Source organism: Bacteroides sp. M10, assembly GCF_014334015.1.
GTDB classification, from domain to species: domain Bacteria; phylum Bacteroidota; class Bacteroidia; order Bacteroidales; family Bacteroidaceae; genus Bacteroides; species Bacteroides intestinigallinarum.
Map to the genome: position 1 here is coordinate 3,170,967 of NZ_CP060488.1, position 20,581 is coordinate 3,191,547.

At 46.2% G+C, this 20,581-nt stretch carries 12 protein-coding genes; 9 read left to right on the forward strand and 3 right to left on the reverse strand.

What is annotated here, in order from left to right; genetic code table 11:
• Positions 1 to 59 precede the first annotated feature (59 nt).
• From H8796_RS11215 to H8796_RS11225, 3 genes are all read right to left on the reverse strand, one after another.
• Positions 60 to 2,054 carry a tetratricopeptide repeat protein gene (locus tag H8796_RS11215; RefSeq protein WP_117934770.1) on the reverse strand — a complete coding sequence of 665 codons (1,995 nt, stop codon included), beginning with the start codon at positions 2,052 to 2,054 and terminating at the stop codon, positions 60 to 62.
• A 2-nt stretch (positions 2,055 to 2,056) separates the two neighbouring features.
• Positions 2,057 to 2,842 carry a Cof-type HAD-IIB family hydrolase gene (locus tag H8796_RS11220; protein ID WP_117934771.1) on the reverse strand — a complete coding sequence of 262 codons (786 nt, stop codon included), beginning with the start codon at positions 2,840 to 2,842 and terminating at the stop codon, positions 2,057 to 2,059.
• 201 nt (positions 2,843 to 3,043) lie between these two features.
• On the reverse strand, positions 3,044 to 5,599 hold the full coding sequence (locus H8796_RS11225) for a kelch repeat-containing protein (protein ID WP_117934773.1): 2,556 nt from the start codon (positions 5,597 to 5,599) through the stop codon (positions 3,044 to 3,046).
• 228 nt (positions 5,600 to 5,827) lie between these two features.
• On the opposite strand from H8796_RS11225, the gene H8796_RS11230 reads away from it, so the two are divergent.
• From H8796_RS11230 to H8796_RS11270, 9 genes are all read left to right on the forward strand, one after another.
• Positions 5,828 to 6,850, forward strand: coding sequence for an alpha/beta hydrolase (locus tag H8796_RS11230; RefSeq protein ID WP_117934775.1), 1,023 nt, complete (start codon positions 5,828 to 5,830; stop codon positions 6,848 to 6,850).
• A 158-nt stretch (positions 6,851 to 7,008) separates the two neighbouring features.
• Positions 7,009 to 8,730 (forward strand): GxGYxYP domain-containing protein, encoded by a 1,722-nt coding sequence (locus H8796_RS11235; RefSeq protein WP_117934777.1) that lies wholly within the window; start codon positions 7,009 to 7,011, stop codon positions 8,728 to 8,730.
• A 23-nt stretch (positions 8,731 to 8,753) separates the two neighbouring features.
• Positions 8,754 to 10,172, forward strand: a complete 1,419-nt coding sequence (locus H8796_RS11240; RefSeq protein WP_117934779.1) for an FAD-dependent oxidoreductase — start codon at positions 8,754 to 8,756, stop codon at positions 10,170 to 10,172.
• 10 nt (positions 10,173 to 10,182) lie between these two features.
• Positions 10,183 to 11,640 carry an FAD-dependent oxidoreductase gene (locus tag H8796_RS11245; RefSeq protein ID WP_117934781.1) on the forward strand — a complete coding sequence of 486 codons (1,458 nt, stop codon included), beginning with the start codon at positions 10,183 to 10,185 and terminating at the stop codon, positions 11,638 to 11,640.
• A gap of 7 nt (positions 11,641 to 11,647) precedes the next feature.
• Positions 11,648 to 12,343, forward strand: a complete 696-nt coding sequence (locus tag H8796_RS11250) for a GDSL-type esterase/lipase family protein (protein ID WP_117934783.1) — start codon at positions 11,648 to 11,650, stop codon at positions 12,341 to 12,343.
• A gap of 70 nt (positions 12,344 to 12,413) precedes the next feature.
• Positions 12,414 to 14,072, forward strand: coding sequence for a GxGYxYP domain-containing protein (locus H8796_RS11255; protein WP_117934826.1), 1,659 nt, complete (start codon positions 12,414 to 12,416; stop codon positions 14,070 to 14,072).
• A gap of 134 nt (positions 14,073 to 14,206) precedes the next feature.
• On the forward strand, positions 14,207 to 17,392 hold the full coding sequence (locus tag H8796_RS11260) for a TonB-dependent receptor (RefSeq protein ID WP_117934785.1): 3,186 nt from the start codon (positions 14,207 to 14,209) through the stop codon (positions 17,390 to 17,392).
• A 29-nt stretch (positions 17,393 to 17,421) separates the two neighbouring features.
• Positions 17,422 to 19,095, forward strand: a complete 1,674-nt coding sequence (locus H8796_RS11265) for a RagB/SusD family nutrient uptake outer membrane protein (protein WP_117934787.1) — start codon at positions 17,422 to 17,424, stop codon at positions 19,093 to 19,095.
• Positions 19,096 to 19,219: 124 nt separating this feature from the next.
• Positions 19,220 to 20,491: a hypothetical protein gene (locus H8796_RS11270; RefSeq protein ID WP_117934789.1), complete on the forward strand. Its 1,272-nt coding sequence runs from the start codon at positions 19,220 to 19,222 to the stop codon at positions 20,489 to 20,491.
• Positions 20,492 to 20,581: the final 90 nt, after the last annotated feature.

Sequence of the window (20,581 nt, forward strand, 5' to 3'; positions counted from 1 at the left end):
ATGGAGATGTTGTGTGTAGATGACAAAGATGGATAGGTGCGGAGGTCGGGAAGAATAGGCTATTTTTTCTTTCTAAGTTCTTCTGCAATTCTCCATTGTAAGGCGGCTTCTCCTTCTTTCCCGACTTTCAACAGAGCGTCTCCGAAGAGTTCGTGTGCACCGGCATGTTCCGGTTTCAGGCTGGTGGCCTTGTCCAGGTCGGCAATGGCACCTTCTGTGTTTTCTGTTTTTAGTCGGAGCTTTCCGCGGTTATAGACAGCTTTAAAGTTTGCCGGATAGAGGGTGACTGCAGTGTTGAAGCAGTTTTCAGCATCGAAATACTCTTTGTTGTTGAAGAGAGTGATTCCTTTGCGTATCCAGGCATCCACATAATTAGGGTCGAGACTAAGTGCCTTGTCGTAGTTGGCGAGGGCGGCACGTGAGTCGTGTGCCTGGGTGATACATTCGTTACCCATTAATAGATATTCATGAGCATATTGGCGGAGGCGTTCCTGCTGTTCGCGCATTTGCTCTTTGAGTTTCTTATTCTGCTCTTTCAAGGTGTTTATGACACCGAGTTTACGTCGGATAAAACGGCGGGGAACAGGTTTCTCAATATCATAGCGGGAATGAATGGCGCGGAAAAACTGCTCCAGACATTCTTCCATGTCTCCTTTGTCGAAAGCGCGTGAAGCAGCAGCGTATTGCACGTCGGCCTGCGCTTGTTTCAGAGCTTTGTCGATAGCCTGCCGGTCGTTGAAACGTCCGGCAAAGTTTACGATTTCGGGGCGGACGAAGACGTCAGCACGGTTAATAGGCTTTTTGAGCTGAATACCGTCCAGTGAGGTACAGCGGCTTAGTGCCACGTATGCTTGTCCACCTGCAAATACACCACCTGTGAAGTCGATGACTACACGGCTGAAAGTCAGTCCCTGACTCTTGTGAACAGTGATGGCCCAAGCTAACCGGATGGGATATTGTGTGAAGCTGCCTAAGACCTCTTCTTCTATTTCTTTTGTCTTTTCGTTGTAGCGATAACGGATATTGCGCCATGATTCACGCTTTACGTCACATTCTTTTCCATCGTCGGTGATAACGTAGATGGTTTCTTCTTCCTCATCAATTCCGGCAATGACACCAATGGTACCGTTTACCCACCTGCGGTCGAAATCATTTTTAATAAAGATGATTTGTGCACCGGGTTTCAGTACGAGCTCTTGTGAGGTGGGTAGACTGCTTTCGGGGAAATCTCCTTCGATGACTCCTTCAAAAGTAATTGGGTCTCCGGGAAGTTCCGCCAGTTTCTTTTCGTTGATAGAGTCTACCGTGTCTCTACGGGTGGCCAGAGTGATATACATATCAGCTTCCGATTCTTCTATCTGGCTTCCATAACGGGTGTTCAGTAGTTGCAGATCAGCCGCTCCGGCTGTATTGTTCCGGATATGGTCGAGGACGCCGACAAAAACGGGGTCTGTTTGGCGGTATACCTTTTGAAGTTCGATGGATACCAGGTCTATCTGGCCGAATACTCTGGCAGAGAAAAAATAGGGTGTAGGATAGAAGCGGTTCAATATTTCCCGTTCGTCGTTCTTTACGACGGGTTCCAGTTGGAATACGTCGCCTACTAATAACAGTTGTTTTCCTCCGAAAGGTTCGCGCAGATTGTGAGAGTATACACGTAGGATTCGGTCGATGGCATCAATGATATCCGCCCTTACCATTGAAATTTCGTCGATGATGACCAGTTCTATTTGTTCCAACAGCTTCCGGTGAGGCTTGGTGTATTTGAAAAATTCATGGATACGACCACGCTGGAGACTCAAGTTCGGATCATCCGGTAGCAGCGTATAGAAAGGGAGTTTGAAGAAACTATGCATCGTACTTCCTCCGGCATTGATAGCAGCGATGCCTGTCGGGGCGAGTACGACATGTTTCTTTTTGGTGTTTTCGCAGACGTAACGTAGGAATGTAGATTTCCCTGTACCCGCTTTCCCGGTCAGGAAAACCGATTGACGCGTATATTGAATCAGGTTCAGGGCGTCCTGAAATGCTGCGTTATTGGTGTCTACGCTCATAATCAGATAATACCAAAATGCTTCATTGCCTTGCTGATGCCATCCTCGTCGATGGGAGCTGTCACATAATCGGCAGCGGCTTTCACATCCTCTTTGGCTTGTCCCATGGCTACTCCGATGGCTGCATGGCGGAGCATGCTGATGTCATTTCCTCCGTCTCCGAAAGCCATGGTATCTTCGAGTTTAATATCAAAATAGCGGATTATTTCATCAATGCCCTTTTGCTTGGTGTCTCCTTTGGCGGTCACATCGGCAAAGGCAGGATACCACCGACCTATCTCGCAGGTAGGAATAGACGGACGGATTTCTTTTTCTTCCTCTTCCGTGATAATGGGTGTCATTTGGATGACTTCCTTACTGGTTGCCTCCTCGAAAGATACAGTCGGAATCACATTCACGTGCAGGAAATCATAGAATATCTTTTTCACCATGTCATTGGGCTGGCAAACGGAAATGTTGTGTTCCTCTACAAAGATACAGGGAACGCCTTTTTTCTCGCAGAAATCTCCCATCGCTTTTACTTCGTCCTGGGGGATGGCACTTTTATAGATTACCTGTTCCCCGACAAAGCAGTAAGCCCCGTTCATGGTGATATATCCATCAATCAGATTCCGGTCTTGCAATTCGGAGAGGTTGTTGATAATGGCTTTCGGACGTCCCGTAGCGATAAATATCTTCAGTCCTTTTGCACGAGCGGCTTCCAGTGCCTCAATGGTAGACGACGGGATGCGGTGAGTTTCAAAACTGACCAATGTTCCGTCTATATCAAAAAATAATGCTTTCGTCATAAATTCTTTTTTGAATGGAGTACAAAAGTACTATTTTTCTATGTAAATAGCAATTAGGAGATTTCTCTTATGCTTTTTTTAAGTCTCTACTCTTATCGATAGGAACACAATTAATTTAAAATGCCTAATAAAACCATTAGTTATAATAGGTTCCTTTATTCTTTTGACTAAAAAAAGTTTCCCAGGCATGGCATCAAATCCTTATTCTTCTAACGAATTTTCCTTATACTTCTCTCCATAGAGTTGCTGGTACTCCTTTTGGAAACGGTCATAAACACTTTGTGCATACGCTTTTTGTCCAAGTTTCTTGAGTGCTTTTATTTTGAAAGTCAATGCCGTTTCGCTCATTCCGTCGAACGAGAAAAGCACGTCGGACAATACGATAACCTTTCTGGGTTCATTATTCGCTTCTACGATAGGAAGCAGTTTCTCGATGATCCGGATGAAAAGTTCGTCATGGTTAATTTTGATATTGCCAAACCATTCGTAATGTACAAAAGTAGGCAGTAAGGTGCCTCGTTGCAGCAGGCCGATAAGTTGTTTTACCTCTTCTTCTTGTTCTTGAGGTGAATGAACCTGTTGCAGCATTTTTGCTATATTCAAGGCTTTGAGATAATCACAGTAGAAATTATCTCCATACACAATTTTCCATTTGTCGTTTAAGAAAACAAGCTCCACTCCCTCTAAATCAGTTAGAATGTTCCGCAGGTGGTTGATCGTGACGTTACGTATATTCTTGGCAGAGGTCGTAGTCTTCTCCGGCCAGAGTTGGGCAGACAGTTTATTAGTACTGATCCCCTCCTGACCGTCGTGTGAATGAAGCAGTACGAGGACAAACATTTGTTTTATTTTCGGACCGAAACGATAAGCAATTTCATTGCCTTTGGTATCGAACACCTGAAAATCTCCAAACAGATAGACAGCATTAACCTTTATCGGAGTACTGGCTGGTGCATCAGTACTCTTCTCATCGACAGATACACCATCTTCTGGAACGCTCGGTGCTGTTGCCTCTTGTTTACTTCCTTTTTTTCTATGCCGATAATAAGCAAAACAAAGAATCAGCAAAAGTACGACTCCTCCGATTATATAATAAAGGTAAGCTCTGCCTGCTTCGTTGTCATCGTCCGTATTCCATTTTTTGAGCTCCTGATAAGTAATAGGAGGAGCGTTCAACTTATAGACACTAATCTTCGCTTTTGGATTATTATCTTCGCTATACCGGATGACGGCATATAATTCATTATCTTTCGGATTATTAAACAGGTATGCCGTTGACAGAATACAGTTCGTTTGAAAAACGATCTCGTTGGAGACAATGGCATGTTCCCCTGTCTTCACGTCAAACCGGTGCAAAGAGGCATTCGTTGTTTTCCGGTCTATGCACAAAAGATAGATACACCCCTTTTTACTGTCGAACACAAGCCCGCGGGTCGGAATAAAGTAATTGTCGGGAAACGCTCTGCTCCACAACTTCTTGACGGTACGCTTGGAAGTATCAAACAGATACAGGTCACAGAAGAAATCCTTGCCAAGTTCCTGTTTGCCCGTCTCGTTGCCCACTCCTCCGAATACGAAAAAGCTTCCCTCCACAGGACCTTTACCTGCTACGGTGTGCATACGGGGATAAATGACATCGCCCGTAAACTGTATCTCTTTCCATGCTCCATGATCGAAGTCATACTGATAAGTCAGGTTTGAATACTGATAGTTGCCATACCCGCCGAAAATATAAAGCGATTGGCTTGCCTGATCGAAAAAGTAAGCATGATGATGCAATGGATTGGAGAATTGAGGAGAAACGATACGGGTGGGCAGATCCTTATCCGAAATAGTGGAGAAAAAAGGACCGGTTTGTCCGCCAATATCCGCTAAGTTATAGAAATAAGTCTCCTGCTTATTCGGGTTATAAATAGCCTCGCCCGAATATCCCGTTTGCGTGCCCACCGTTTCTTTGGGGTATTCGGTCAGTTTCAACGTGTTGATGTCGAACTTACCTATATTATTATCACCTACAACTAATATCTGCCGGTCCGGTTCGTCAAACGCTATTCCGGCAGCCGCCGAACTGGTGAACGTACCTATTTCCTGCCAGAAGAACTGTTTGTTAATCTGCCACGTGGGATGGACTACTGTTCCGTGTAACTTGTTACCTGCCTCATGCACCAAATTCCCATCCGACTCCGTGAGCGGGAACAGGAAAGAATGAGAAGCCTCATCCCGCACCATGATATTTTTAATCACCATGACAGGCACTTCCGGAATCGCCTTGATATTGGCACCGAAGATAATATTCGCCTTAGACGGATTCGGGATAGTAATACCATCGAGCAAGTATTTCTGGCCATCGATAGTTACTTCCGCTTTCTGGTGCTGAAAGTCCAACCGCGTTTCTACGTGCAGCCATTTGCGCGCACCGATAGTTTGGGGCGAAACGGGTATTTCGAGAAATTGTTTTTTATCCGAAAGGCTGTTGATGACAAACGATGAACTGCTCTTGTCGCGACCGATATAAGCAAAACTATATGGCGCGGCCTTATCCTCATACACCCATATCTGTCCGAAACTCTCATGGCTAAGGATAGATAAATCGAAAGAGATCGTTACAGAATTGGTGAATGAAATATCGTTTCCACTGAATAAGTCTAAATAGGTCTGGGGAGTCTCTCTTGAAAAGAGCAGTCCTGCCCCTTTTAGCGGTTGAAAAGAAAGAGCAAATATGGCAATGAATATAAAAAACTGGTATGTTCTCTGCATAATCAAACGGCGTTTTAGAAATGCGTTTCAGTGCAAAGTTAGAAATTTCCCTCATGTATTCCTAATAATTCAGTTTAATTCTCTTGGGTGATTGCCTGACATCTACCTTTTTATGGAGTGATTAATGAAATAAAAAGCGCACTAATCCGAAAATTAACCCCCTTTTTTTTGCTTCGACCCTATTTTTGTGTCATCGAATTGATGAACCTATATAATACTAATTAGAACATGATGCATATCTCTTCTGACATTGCTTTCCGCCGTTCCCTTTGCCGTCCGCTCATGCTGCTTTTGGCGTGTGGCCTGTCGTTGGCTGTATGGCCCCCGCTCCGGGCACAAGAAAAACCGGTAGGAAAACACATTGGATACAACCGCTATGGCAATCGCCTCTATCAGGTAGGAGACCAGATAGATGTCTATCCCCGGCAACAATTGACCAAACTGTATGCCGGTCAATTTCCTGCAGATGCCTTTGTGCCTTGGAGCAAGACAATCTACGACCATAAGTTCGAGATTGACGAGCAAAAGGTACGAACGAAACATTTCGTCTACCGTTCGCACGAGGGATACGATCTGGAAATGTATATCGACCTTCCTGCTTCAGGTTCCGACTTCCCCGTCCTTTTTCATATCTTCGGTGGCGGATGGACTTCCGGCACGCCCGAACGGGTGGAAGTCATTTCCAAATACCTGGCTTCCCGCGGGATAGCAGGAGTGCGGGTGGGACATTCGTTGTCCACTCATCCGGGTGCCACCATTGCACGCGCTTTTGATGATATCAACTACGCCCGGCAATACGTCTTTCAACGTGCCGCCGAGTGCCGGATAGATACCACCCGCTACGGATATGCGGGAGGCAGTTCGGGCGCACACCTGTCGGCCGTATCCGCCTTGCGCGATCCCGGAACTAAAGTGTTGGTAGGTTTTGCCGGCGTATACGATTACAATATGTTTGGTGGTGACGATAAACCCTATTTCGCACCCAACACCACCGAGTTCAAGCGTGAAATATCACCCGCGTCCATGATTCCGGTTTCAAGTCCGGCTGTTTTTCTCGGACATGGGTTAGGCGATTTTCTTGTGGGATACGTACAAAGCACTAACTTTGCTTCTTGGCTTGCTAAACAGGGGCTGGAAGTCGAACTTCACCTTTATCCCTATTATTCCCATGCATTCAATCATCCCGGAATTACAGATCTGTTTCCTAAACTGATGGATGAAGTGGAACATTTCCTGCAAATTCATCTATGAACGGAACTTCGATACCGTTCGATAGCAGATGAACACATTTGCACGAAAAAAAGCCCTTTTCGGGTAGGATTAATAAAATAAAAGTGGGAGGTAACCTATAAATTAACCCATATATTATAGGCTCCCGGATATCTTTGTCTATATAAACTAATGCCACGATGAAAAAGAAAAATCTAATTAAAACACTCTTCTTAATAGGAATGCTGCTGGGAGGAACCATCTCACCGGTAGTTGCTTCCTCTTCACCGGATAACTGGTGGCCTGTTCAGAAAAGGCCCGGTTACATCTTGAAATGTACACTGTCCCGTCCCGGTGATATTCGTGAGATGAATGTCGCCCAATCCTTATGCGGACTTGCTGCTCAAGCTGTAAACGAGGGTATCGGCAACGAGGGACTTTGGGTTGAGAATCGTACACCGGATTATCAACTGTATTATAAAGCTTGGCTGAAACGCCTCAAAGTAAAGGAACGGGGCGCCCTGAATACCTGGGAAGTCGTGAAACGCTTTCAAAAGCAAGGCTATATAAAAGGTTACATTCTATATGATTATAACCGGAAAGACAACTCCATCAATCTGGCAACCGCACAAGCCGGCATCCTGAAAGGAATTCTGGTAGATATAACATTGGAAGAACAGGCAAAAGCATCCGGCTTGAAGAAATTGTATGACGCCAGCAAGGAGAATCTGACCCAGTCCTGGTTTGACGAACACAAATCCCGGATGAACAATAACTTCATCGTCCTGACCAATCCGTCGATAGCCAACAATCGTGATTATGCCATTGCCCATAAGGGAATGGTTTATTACGGAGTGGACGAATTGCTGGATACTGTACTGGAGTGGGTACGCCCCTTGTCACCGGTGATAGGCTGGAATAGCGGACCGGAATTTCAGCACATCGCCCCCTGTTCCCATTGGGGATTAATTAATACAGCTTCCGACTGGTGCATGAATCTTGCCATGCTCTCCATCACCGGCAACGAAAAAATAAAAAAGATTAAAACTGTTAATCCGGCCCGGATAAATTGGGAATCTGATGCAATTTATCATTCCTTTGTGATGAGCGACGGAGATAATATGCAGTGGACATTGGGTAGTTTTATCAATAATCCTGACTTTTGGAGCAACGAACATAATGGCAAGATTCCCATGTCATTCACTACGTGTATGGTCAACCTGTCAATGGCTGCTCCCGATGTGCTTAATGTACTGATGAACAGTCAGCCACGGAACGTATCGCTTGCCGAATATGGCGGCGGATACTATTACCCCGACCTTTTTGCTTCAAAGCGCGCCGACAGAGAGGGACTGTTGCGGAGTTTTGCCCGTATCGTGAATGTGCACATGCAAAAGATGGGTATCAAAGCATTTGGTTTCATTTGTCATAAGATAGATTCGAAAGAAGCTCTGGATGCGTATCGTGTCTTTGCCGAAGAATTGGAGGGAATAGCCGGAATGCTTGCCGTGCAGTATTCTCCCTATAATGGCGGATATGGTAAAGTGTTTTGGGTGAAAGACCGGAAAGGGAACGATATTCCGGTGATTTCCGCACGTGGACAGATATGGGCTAACCAGGAAAAAGAAAAGTCCGGTACTCCCTCCCAGATTGCGGCAGTAATTAATGAAGATGCGACGAATAAAATTCCCGAGGGTGAGATAGCGTGGACCATTGTTCATGCCTGGTCGCGCTTTGAGAAAGAGTCGAAAGACAGTATTGTCAGTGCGCCGCAGAACAGCCGTTCGCCGAGAGGAGTGACTCCCGTGTACTGGTGTAAGCAATTGCTGGACAAAAAGGTGCAGGTAGTGCCGGTAGATGAGTTGCTTTGGCGGTTAAGAATCAAACACGTCAATAGAGATTCGGCCATAAATTCTAATTGAAAAACATTAAAGTATACACATATATGGAAATTAACAGACGAGATTTCATTACTAAAGTGTCTGCTATTGCAGCATTGAGTGTCCTGCCTTCGTCATTTGTAGCCGCTATGGGCAATGAGAAGGTAGAGAAGGCCAAGCCCAAGTATCCAACATTGAAATGTGATGTGGTGGTAGTCGGAGCCGGTCCCGGTGGAGTGCCTGCCGCCATTGCGGCAGCCCGTCAGGGAGCTAAAGTAATATTGCTGGAAGAGGATAATATGCCTGGAGGAGCCCCGGTCGATATGTATGTTCCCTTTATATGCGGTGGTCCCAGAGTGGGAGTGTTTCAGGAGATGATTCAGGTATTGAATGCAAAACACACCATTGGCGGGCGTACTTGTGAGACGTTCGGAAAAACAGGCAGTGACGGAAAGAATCACTGGTGGATGCCCGGTTCTTATGCGGAAGTGATTTATCAGCTTCTCGAAAAAGAAGAAAACATCACGCTGATGTGCGCAGCACCCGTTGTAGGAGTAAAGCTCAAGACCTCCGGCAACAGAAACCAGGTGACCGGAGTGCGCATCATACGTAATGGCGATTATCAGGATATTGATGCGGCAGTTACCATAGATGCCACCGGCAACGGACTGATTGCAGATATGGCAGGATGCGAATATATGTTTGGCAGTGAAGCCAAGAGCGACTACAACGAGCCCGTAGGCATCGAAGTGGCCGATGGTAAGGTGCAGCCCTGTACCTGGATGCTGATTAGTGAAAGAATCAAGCGCAATGCCATACTACCTATTGATAAACTGAAAGGCAGCAGTGCTGTGGAAGATAACCTGAATCGTTGGGTGAAAGCCGACGATAAGGAGGATATGATCCGGAGAGACGCCGGCATCTATCTGCACTGGGGACGGACTGTATATTGCAAGGATACCCGCGACCCTCTGTTGCTGGCACAAGCCCAGCAGGAAGCATTGGAACGCCTGCAGGAAAACCTCGAAATCTGGCACGAAGCCGGATACGCAGTACATCTGGCTCCGAAACTGGGTGTGCGCGAAGTGCGTCGTATCAAAGGCGAGTACGTGCTTACAGCCAACGACTTGATTGCCGGAACGATGCACGATGATGTGATAGCCCACGCACACTATTCGTTCGATGTATGGGGAATGAAAATTCCCGAAGAAATGAAGCATATCGGCCCTTACGGCATTCCCTATCGCAGTATTCTGCCAACCAAGACCGAGGGGTTGCTCACTGCCGGACGTATCATCAGTGCGACACGCATTGCGCACAGTTCTCTTAGAGTGCAGCCTATCTGTTCCAACATCGGAATGGCAGCCGGTACGGCAGCAGCTATGTCCGCCTTGAATCAAACCGGACTTCGTTCCATAGATATCAAACAACTACAAGACCGACTTGCCTCAATGGGGCTTTTCGATGGTTTAAAAAAGAAATAAGCGTACGACTATGACAATGAATAGAAGACAGTTTTTGAAGAACATGGGAATAGGCGCTGCTGGTGCAGCTTTGCCCGGAGTCTCCATGTTTGCCGCGAATGAAGCGATGAATACCCAAGATAAATCCCTGTTTAAATTGCCCGAATTGCATTGCGATGTGATTGTAGTGGGCGCCGGACCGGCAGGTATACCTGCTGCCGTTGCTGCTGCCAGAGAGGGGGCCAAGGTGATTTTACTGGAAGAAGATATGATGCCCGGAGGAGCTCCGGTGGATATGTATGTCACATATATGTGCGGTGCACCCCGTGTCGGTGTATTTATCGACATGGTGCGCGAACTGAACCAGAAACATTCACTAAGCATTACCCCCAGCAACACGTTCGGACAATGGGCATGGGATAATAAGCAGCATTGGTGGTTGCCGTCGTCATTTGCACAAGTCGTTTACGGCATTATGAAAGCGGAAAAGAATATCACGTTGATGTGTGGTTCACCGGTTGTGGATGCAGTGGTCGAGACAAAAGGCAACAGAAACAGAGTGACCGGCGTTTGCGTGATGCGTCAGGGTATGTTGCAGAAAGTCTCCGCTCCGGTTACCATCGACGCCACCGGCACCGGACTACTGGCAGCCAAAGCCGGTTGTGAATACTTCTACGGTAGCGACGCCCGCAAGGACTTCAACGAAAGCATCGGACTCGAAAAGAGTGACGGTAGAGTGCAGCCATGTACCATGATGTACATCAGCCAACGCACCCGCAGCGACGCGGAATTTCCCCGCCACATATTCAAGACCGGTGTACTCGACCACGACCAGGAAAAGTGGGTAACCCAGCAGACGGAAGAGGAATTCCGGAAGATAGACTCCGGCATATACCTCCACTGGGGAGCAACGGTAGAATGTACCGACACCACCGACCCGGTATTGGTAGCCGACGCGCATCGCCGTGCCATGAAAAAACTGGAACCGCAATTCGAAGCCCTCAACCGGGCTGGATACGTCACTCATGTAGCCCCGAAAATCGGAATCAGAGAGTGCCGCCGTATCAAAGGAGAATATGTGTTGACGGTGGATGATGTACTGAAAGGAGTGATGCACGATGATAAGATTGCTGATGCCTGGTACTCGTTAGACCCGTGGGGAATGAATGTAGACCCCAAAATAAAGAACAGCGTAGGACCTTACGGCATCCCATACCGCAGCTTGATTCCCGTCAATACCGAAGGATTGCTGACAGCCGGGCGCATTATCAGCGGAACCCGTCTGGCAATGAGTTCTTACCGGGTGCAACCGATATGTGCAACCATTGGCGAAGCAGCCGGTACCGCAGCAGCGATGGCGGCTTTGCAGAAGACGAGTGTGCGCAATCTCGATGTACGCCGCTTGCAGAACCGCTTGGACGAGAAAGGTCTGTTCGACTGGTATCGTCATGTGAATATGAATGTGAATAATAAACCATGGAAAAAATAAGATAAATATGAACCGTATATTTCTTTTGATATTAGTATCAATTTTTACAGTCTCCACAGCCAGTGCTCAAACCACTTTCCTGAAGAAACTCAAGAAAGGCGAAAAGCAGACTGTTGTGTTTTACGGTGCCAGTGCAGCCATCAATACCTCCAACCGGGTTTGGGTGGACCAGCTTCGTACCAGACTCGAACGCAGATTCCCCGAAAAGATAACGTTCTACAACTGCTCGAAGTCGGGAATCGGCTCTTTCTGGGCAACTGAAAACTTCAAAGACTCCGTATTGAGCCGCAAACCCGATTTATTGATATTCGGCTTTTCGGAAAACGATGCTGTGACCCGTTTCAACAACGCTCCCTGGTATTCGGGAAAGTGTGCGGAATACATGGTCGACAATCTGCGGGCACAGAATCCTGATGCCACCATCGTATTATATATTCTTTCCGAACGTCCGTTGGGACAATCGGCGGAGACTCGTCCTGAACTGGCAGCATTCAATGCTTCATGCCGCGAAGCAGCCAAAAAGAAAGGTATCATTCTCGTCGATTACTCGGTAGAGTTTAATAAAATTTACGACGCCGGAGGAGAAGAAGCATTAAAACCATATCAGCGCGACGGTATTCTGCCTACCCGCAAAGCGGCACAGGAAATCCTTGTACCGATGCTGTGGGATGCGATATTGGGACGTGACAATGCAAAGAAGTGATTCATCAGTTGAAAACACATATAGACGAACAAGTTAAAAAATATATCGGCATTAATAAAATACTATGAAAATGAAAAGCTTTATTTATATCATGGGAGTTGCCCTATTGGTAGTTTTCTGCTCTTGCGAAAAACAGGGAGAGCAGGAGCAGGGAACAGAACAGGGAACAGAACAAGGGCAGGGAGAGAAACCGGAACCGGAATCACCCGAAGAACCTCCTTTGGTTGAAAACTGGGATTTGATTGAAATCACGCGTGCCGAAGTGGGAAACAGCAATTATGAAGAATTGCTCTATCTGGCTTCGCTTGCCGGACTTGTGAATCGCAGCAGTCCCGAAATCTTTCTTCACTCCGGTCAGGCATACGCCAAATGGATGACTGAAATGAAAGCCTCCGGTTATACCTTTACGAAGAAAAGCCTGTCGGAGATAACTTCTTTGTTCCTGAACAGAGCGAAAGGGTATGTATTGGTGGATGATAAATTGGAGAAAACATACATTGCTGCAAGTCTTGCAGGAGTGCTTGATGCTGTGATACTGACAGCGGACCTGGCCTCTAAAGCTCCTTATAACAGTCTGCAGAAACTGGCCGACGTGAGGGATAAGGATGAGGCTTGGCTGGCCGACTATATAAAACAACATTCTTCACAATTCAACTTGAATGCGATTGTGAACAATGCTTCTTTCCCGTGGACAATGGTCGATTTTGCCATAGCGAACCGATATCCCTGGTGTAGCAATGCCAAAAGTGACGGTGCTGTGCTGCAAAAGCTTTATTATATGTTGAAACCCAATTCGCCTCATTACGGTTGGGGAGTACCTTATAATCTTGAACGCATGGATGTGCGGTTCGGATGCGAACATAATGGAGTATATACCGTGCCGGGTATCAACACCATGAGCCTTTCCATCCTGTCGTCCAAACAGTTGAAACCGTATGACCGACCGGCTTCGCCTGTGGAAGTTCCGGCACGGACGGGCGTGCATTATGCCACGATCGTATTCAGTGACGGAGACAATACGTCTTATATGCTCGATTTGTTTTCCCGGAATACCTATATCTCGCATCCGCGTGCACATGAGATTCCGCTTACCTGGATGTATCCCCCGACTCTGCGCACCAATATGGTTCCGGTGCACAACTGGTATCAGAAAAACCTGCCGGCAACCAATTGTTATGTCGGAGCATTGTCCGGTGCGGGTTATACATTCCCGTCTCATCATGAGTTTGTAGCCGACTATTTCCGCATGACGAATGGAATGTTGAAAGATTGCGGAATGCAGTATATGGTATTGATGGACGATGCGGAACTATTCACCGGTTCGTCTGCCGGTTCGTATGAAACGTTTATGAAGCGGCACACCGGCAACTTGCCCGATATGAAAGGATTCTTGTATATGAACTATCTGGGATATGCCAAATGGCAGGGCGCTTATTTCTTTGCAGGAGATGCACCGGTCGTTTCGTTCCGCTATTTCATGAAGAATGATGATAAGTTTACGGAACCTCATACTCCCGAAACCATCGCTGCGGCTTTGAACTCGGCTCCGCGTGACATTAACAGTATAGATGCCTATTCGGCAATCGTGGTACACGTCAATGCTCCGTCCAGTTACACGGTGGAAGATATGCTTGCATTTAAAAACTTATTAAACGAAAATGTAATATTGGTGAATACGGAACAGTTCCTCGAACTTATCAGGAAGAATGTGAAAGGCAATAGAGGTTAATCCCTCTTTTAACACAGCGGTTAATGCTTTTTTGAGGGTGTTAATCCACGGATTAACCCTAGTTCTAATCATTTCACCCATATATTTGAGAAAAAAAACAGTATTCTTTTAGTAACCTAAAAAATTAATACCCAATGAAACAATTCTATTCATTATGTATGATTATGCTCCTGGCATCTGTTCTGGCAATAGATGTTATGGGACAAAAAACGACTCTGACTGTTACCGGTAAAGTAACGGATCTGGAGGGAGACCCACTGTCGGGAGTCTCGGTCGTTGTGCAGGGAACAACGCGCGGCACGATTACCAATATCGGCGGAGCATACTCTATAAATGTACCGTCGAAACAGTCGGTGCTTGTTTTCTCGATGATTAGTATGAAAACTGTCGATCATCGTGTAGGCAATAGTACACAGATCAATATTATTATGGAAGAGGACGTGATTGGTTTGGGAGACGTAGAAGTGGTAGCCATCGGTTACGGCTCTATGCGTCGCTCGGACTTGACAGGTTCCATATCATCTATTAGTAAGGATGCATTGAGCGAACGTGCCATTACGTCACTCGAAGATGCCATGAGAGGTAAGGCAGCCGGTATGCAGATTGTGCAGAATGACGGTGCTCCCGGTTCTGATTACACTATCCGTATTCGTGGTGCATCGTCCGTTAATGCTTCAAGTGCCCCGATTTTTGTTATCGACGGTGTGATTTGCGAAGATGCTTCTTCTCTGAATCCGGGCGATGTGGCATCCATTGAAATTCTAAAAGATGCGTCCTCAACCGCTATTTATGGTTCGCGTGGTGCGAACGGTGTCATCATGATTACCACACGCCAGGGAACCAATGATGGAAAAACACGGGTGGAGCTGTATGCTAACTTAGGTATGCAGCAGGCAGTACGCCAATTTGATATGCTTAATTCTTCGGAATATGCGTTGATGCGTTATAAGACCGGATGGAAATACTACCCCTACGGAACTGATCCGTCGACCATGAGCGATGGTATTGTCTATCGTGACAATCCGAACGGTGACGGTAACTATTGGGTACTTCCCGAAAGTTCAACTTATGCAGACTGGGAGTCGTTTGGTGCTCCGGGTAGTACGAATACTCAATGGCAGGACCTGATGTTCCGCGATGCCCTGTATCAGGAATATCGTATCAACGTTTCGGGTGGTAATAAGAACACACGTTATTCGGTATCCGGCGGTTATCTTAATCAAGAAGGGGTAGTGGTAAACTCCGGCTTCGAACGTTTCACAGGACGAATTAACCTCGTTCAGAAATTGAGTACTAATGTGACTATGACCGCCAATATATCAGGCTCAAGAACTAAAAACTCCGGTTTAGCAACCGGCAGTTCCGATGGTTTGATGGTGAAACTGTTACGTCAGTCGCCTTTGAATTCTGCTACCTCATCCGGTATTACCGAAGGTACAGGCAGTGAAGAGGGGCAGGTTGTTTCTAACCCATACATACAAGTGCGCGATATTACCAACAATCGTTATAAAGACAATCTGACAGCACGTATGCAACTGGAATGGAAGATACTTACCGAGCTTTCTCTGAATATAGCAGGTACGTATGAAGACAATCATCAGAAAACAGATGTATTTTATCCCGCCAACACCGAACAGGGATTTAAAGCAAACGGACGTGCCATTGTCACTAATGCCGGAATTAAAAAACTCTCCGGAGAAGCATTCCTGACCTATACTAATTCGTGGAAAGGCGGTCATCGTCTTAAAGTATTGGCCGGTGGTACGCTCGAAACCTACAACAACAATACGGTACGTACTGAAACGCAGAATTTCCCTTCACTCAACCTAGGTGTCAATGGACTGGGAATGGGCGTTACTCCACAAATACCTACTTCCTCAATTGTTGAGTGGAACATGGCCTCATTTCTAGCACGTGCCGAATATAATTATAAAGAACGCTATTTGCTGACAGCCAGTTATCGTGCCGACGGTTCTTCACGTTTCGGTGCCGGTAATAAATGGGCGGGATTCCCGTCAGTTGGTCTGGCATGGCGTATCAACGAAGAGTCGTTTGTGAAAGACTTGGGAGTTTTCTATAACCTAAAGTTGCGTTTCGGTTATGGTCGCAGTGGTAACACAGCCATTCCTTCTTATCGCAGCCTTTCAACGATTGCTTCTTCATTCTATCCGATGTATGGTTCCGATCTTTCTTACGGTGCCAGCATTGACAGACCGGCAAACCCGTCATTACGTTGGGAAACAACGGATATGGTCAATCTCGGACTGGATATGTCGTTCTTTGAAAATCGCTTGGCAATGACAGTGGATGTTTATCGTAAAAAGACCACCGACCTGCTGATTGAAAAGAATGCAGCATTGGCCACAGGATACGAAAAGGGATGGGCCAATATCGGAGCAGTCCGCAATCAGGGTATTGAAATAACCTTGGATGCTACCCCTATTCTGACTAAGAAATGGAACTGGACCTTGAATGCCAACATCGGCTTCAACCGTTCGAAAGTGCTTGATATCGGTCCTGGTGATGAGATGGGATTTGACCCGGGGGTTATTCCCGGTTCCGGAAACTTTGTCATGATCCGCAAAAATAAGAGCCTCGGACAATGGTATGGCTATAAGATTGACGGTGTGTATGCTTCACAGCACGAAATCAATGAGCAGGGGCTTACCGAAGTGCTCGGCCAGAAGATTGCCAGCATACGTCCGGGAGATTATCGCTTCCGCGACCAGAATGGTGACGGTAAAATCACTTCCGCCGACCTCGTATTACTGGGAAGTGGCGAACCGGATTTTACAGGCGGTTTGACGAACACAGTTTCTTATAAGAACCTGTCATTGAGCGTAGCCATGCAGTTCAGTTACGGAGCAACTGTTTTCAACGCCAACCTCCATTCATTGACAAGTGGACGTGACGGTCATAATCAGATTGCTGAAATGAATACCAAGTCCTGGTCGCCGACACTTTATGATGCAGATGGTAACGTATTCTTTGCCGGTAACAACGAAGCCAAATATCGTATGCCGGGTGGGGTGGCACTCAACTACTGTACATCCAAAATGCTTGAAGACGGTTCGTTCCTCCGTATAGGAGACATCACGCTGGCTTACGCACTTGGAAAGAAAGTAGCCAAGAAAGTCGGTATGCAGAACATCAAACTGTTTGCTTCGGTCAAGAACCTTTGCGTATTTACCAAATATACGGGATTTGACCCGGAAGTAAACACTCGTCAGGGACAGACAGGCGACTTGATGCCGAGTCTCGACTACAGTGCTTATCCGCGCAATCGTTCTTATTCTGTCGGTTTTAATTTTATTTTCTGATTTGTTTAACACCCTGAATATTGAATTCCATGAAAAAATATATCATATTATTATTGGCTACTACGTTCCTACTCGGAACTTCCGTTTCGTCTTGTACCAATTTCTTGGAAGAGAAGCCGGAGTCTGAATTCGATGAAGGAACTTTCTATAAGACTGTCGAATCTCTGAAAGTAGGAGCAGTCGGTGCGTTTTCTACGCTGCGCTATATGTATAACGTCGGCACCAATACTCCGTTATTTGTCGGTATGGTGGGTACGGACGAGTGTATGTATCCCAATGAAACGAACCTGCGTGGTTTTATCGACCGCTACACATATACGCCTACCGATGGCTGTATCAAGCAATTCTGGTTTCGCTACTACCGGTTGATTACCGCCTGCAACACTGTTATCTACAAAGCACAGGGAATCGAAGGAGACGCTAAACTTATCAACCGCTATGTGGCTAATGTACGCTTTTTACGTGCATGGGGATATTTCAACCTGGTGCAGACTTTCGGAGCCGTGCCTTTGATGACCGATCATGTGACGGAGCTGACTTACGACATGGGACGTACACCGGTAGCAGAAGTTTATCAACTCATTGAAGATGATTTATTGTTCTGTTTGGGCGAAGATGTTCTGCCTAAAGAGATAGACGGTGGTTGGGCGAATTACTGGGCTGCCAAAACATTGCTGGCAAAAGTATATATTACGATGGCTTCGGCACGTGCCGCCGATCGTGTAGCCGGTTACGAGCAGATAGAACAAACGGATGAAAAACTTTACGGTGATGCATTGGCACTGCTGCAAGATGTAATCACCAACAGCGGACGTGATCTGGAACCGGTCTACGGAGATGTCTTTAAAATTGAAAATAAGAACATCAATAAAGAGACGATTTGGGAAATACAGTTCAGCGCACAGAATCCTTATGGCTCACAATGGCCGAAAGAATACGGTGCCCGTGCAATCAATACCGACGGACAGAAACTTTACGGCGGCTGGCGTACAAATGCCATTGCCGGACAATGCAACCTTAAATATGTTCCCTCATTCTGGAACTATTATGATGCCAATGGTTACGACAAGCGTCGGGAGTGGAATCTGGCCGATTATGTGATTGACTTTGATAAGACCAATAATAGCCCGATAGCACAGAAACCCATGACGGAGCTAAGCGGTAAACCGCAACCCGGAGACAATGCGAAGTCTGTAACGAACAGTGGTGTCACCAAATATCGTTGGGGAGCTACCTGGAAAGATGAACATACCAACTTTGTGTATTCCAACTGTCCGAACAATATCCTCGTACTGCGTTTTGCCGATGTACTGCTAATGTATGCCGAAGCCGATTTGATGTTGAACAACGGTTCACCGTCCGACGAGGGTGTGGAAGCAATGAATCGCATCGTGCAACGTGCCCGCGGATTAAATCAGGGAGTTGCTGTCACTGAAGACGATACCCCCGGATTTGGGAATTACGATACGTATACACTCGAAGATGTTTTGTTGGAGCGCGCCCGTGAGCTTTGCTTCGAACGCTGGCGTTGGTATGACCTCGCACGTACCGGTATGCTTGAGCACTTCCTGGAAAACCGCAATGGTTTTAGTACGACGAAAACCAGCTTCGACAGTGATAAGAATTATTTGTTCCCCATTCCGTTGAGTGAGATACAGATCTCGACGAATAAAGACGGAATGTATCAGAATCCTAATTATTAATGGGATGGCAATTATGCTTCTTTCTGTTTTAATAAGACGGGATATTGCAGAACTTGATAAAACTAACAGTCTGTCCGGATATTCCCTTGGGGAGATTTAATCGGGCTTTAAAAATCTTGAATCAATGAAACAAATAAAATATTTATCCTTTATCCCTTTTCTGGCTCTTCTCTGCTTGATGACGGGATGTGAAAATGACAAAGATGTGTATTACCCTTATGTCAATGTTCCGCTTACTACGCACAATCCGGTGCTCGTTGAGGGAGAAGTCCTGCATATCGGTATTGGTTTGGACGGTGTGAATTATCGTGTAGAGAGTGATAATGAGGATGTGGTGACTGCCGAGGTGGTTGGCAACGAGATACTGTTGACAGGCGGTGACATAGGTAGCACCATCGTTCGCCTTTCGGATGATAGCTACAATCGTGCTCTCATGACGGTTGAAGTACGTAAACTTCAGGAACTGACACTCGAATCGCTCCCGGAGGGAGTGGAAGTATTGCGTCTGGATAATGACGGCGTTATTCTTCGTGAAATGAAAATCCTGACCGGTAATGGCGGTTATACAGTAACCAATTCTGCTCCTGAAGCCATCAGTGCTGAAATTGTGGAAGACCCCGACGTAACAGGAGGATATAAACTGATACTTGGCGGTAAAGCAAATGTCGATCAGGCAACGATTACTGTGACAGATTCCCGAAACAAGTCAGCTACTCTTAAAGTGCGGGTGACGAATCCGATTCGTCCTGTTCTGTTTGATAAAGAGGGGATTCTTGAGGGAGAATATGTGTACGAGGGTACGCCTCAACAGATTTCTTTCAATATCACTTCCGGTAATGGCGGTTATACCGTTAAATCTCTGAATGAAGGGGTAGCTACTGTGGCAATATCCGGCACTACAGTAACTGTTACTGTGGTAGGTGATGGTGGTACAACTATTACTGTGACCGACCAGGAAAAGGAAAGCCGTTCCATTGATTTATGGGTACCGCTCAATCTTGACGACCCGACGCCACGTATTTATTGGGATGGTTATCGTGCCGATATTAACACGGCCGGAGTTTCCACTACCGGATCTTATGCAACGCCAAAAGATATGTACTGGTATCAACAAAACGGTGAAGTGAAAGATACATATTATGTCTACTTTAACGGTGGTTGGGCAAACAATTTAAATTGTGTGAATGCTGCCAACCGTAATCCGAAGTTTGAAACGACTATCAATGGCACTAAGACTTCGTATACAGACAAAGCAGCCTCTGCCGTTAAACTGACCGAGTTTATTTTGGAAAAACGCATTGGTACAGGTCCGACAAGCCATCCGCATATCTATTTCATCTCTTTAAAAACAGAAGATGGTAAGCGTGGATTTATAGTGCATCGTTGGAATGAATAATAAATACAAATAGGTTCTTAGTTTTTTTCAGGGTATGAATATGAGGGTCGGATGCTGTATTGCTCCGGCCCTCTATGTTTTGATAGAGCA

Excerpts from the sequence above, each read along its gene's own strand:
- H8796_RS11230 (WP_117934775.1), top strand. The coding sequence starts at position 5,828 with ATGATGCATATCTCTTCTGACATTGCTTTCCGCCGTTCCCTTTGCCGT.
- H8796_RS11245 (WP_117934781.1), top strand. The coding sequence starts at position 10,183 with ATGACAATGAATAGAAGACAGTTTTTGAAGAACATGGGAATAGGCGCT.
- H8796_RS11265 (WP_117934787.1), top strand. The coding sequence starts at position 17,422 with ATGAAAAAATATATCATATTATTATTGGCTACTACGTTCCTACTCGGA.
- H8796_RS11215 (WP_117934770.1), bottom strand. The coding sequence starts at position 2,054 with ATGAGCGTAGACACCAATAACGCAGCATTTCAGGACGCCCTGAACCTG.
- H8796_RS11235 (WP_117934777.1), top strand. The coding sequence starts at position 7,009 with ATGAAAAAGAAAAATCTAATTAAAACACTCTTCTTAATAGGAATGCTG.
- H8796_RS11250 (WP_117934783.1), top strand. The coding sequence starts at position 11,648 with ATGAACCGTATATTTCTTTTGATATTAGTATCAATTTTTACAGTCTCC.
- H8796_RS11255 (WP_117934826.1), top strand. The coding sequence starts at position 12,414 with ATGAAAAGCTTTATTTATATCATGGGAGTTGCCCTATTGGTAGTTTTC.
- H8796_RS11270 (WP_117934789.1), top strand. The coding sequence starts at position 19,220 with ATGAAACAAATAAAATATTTATCCTTTATCCCTTTTCTGGCTCTTCTC.
- H8796_RS11240 (WP_117934779.1), top strand. The coding sequence starts at position 8,754 with ATGGAAATTAACAGACGAGATTTCATTACTAAAGTGTCTGCTATTGCA.
- H8796_RS11260 (WP_117934785.1), top strand. The coding sequence starts at position 14,207 with ATGAAACAATTCTATTCATTATGTATGATTATGCTCCTGGCATCTGTT.
- H8796_RS11225 (WP_117934773.1), bottom strand. The coding sequence starts at position 5,599 with ATGCAGAGAACATACCAGTTTTTTATATTCATTGCCATATTTGCTCTT.
- H8796_RS11220 (WP_117934771.1), bottom strand. The coding sequence starts at position 2,842 with ATGACGAAAGCATTATTTTTTGATATAGACGGAACATTGGTCAGTTTT.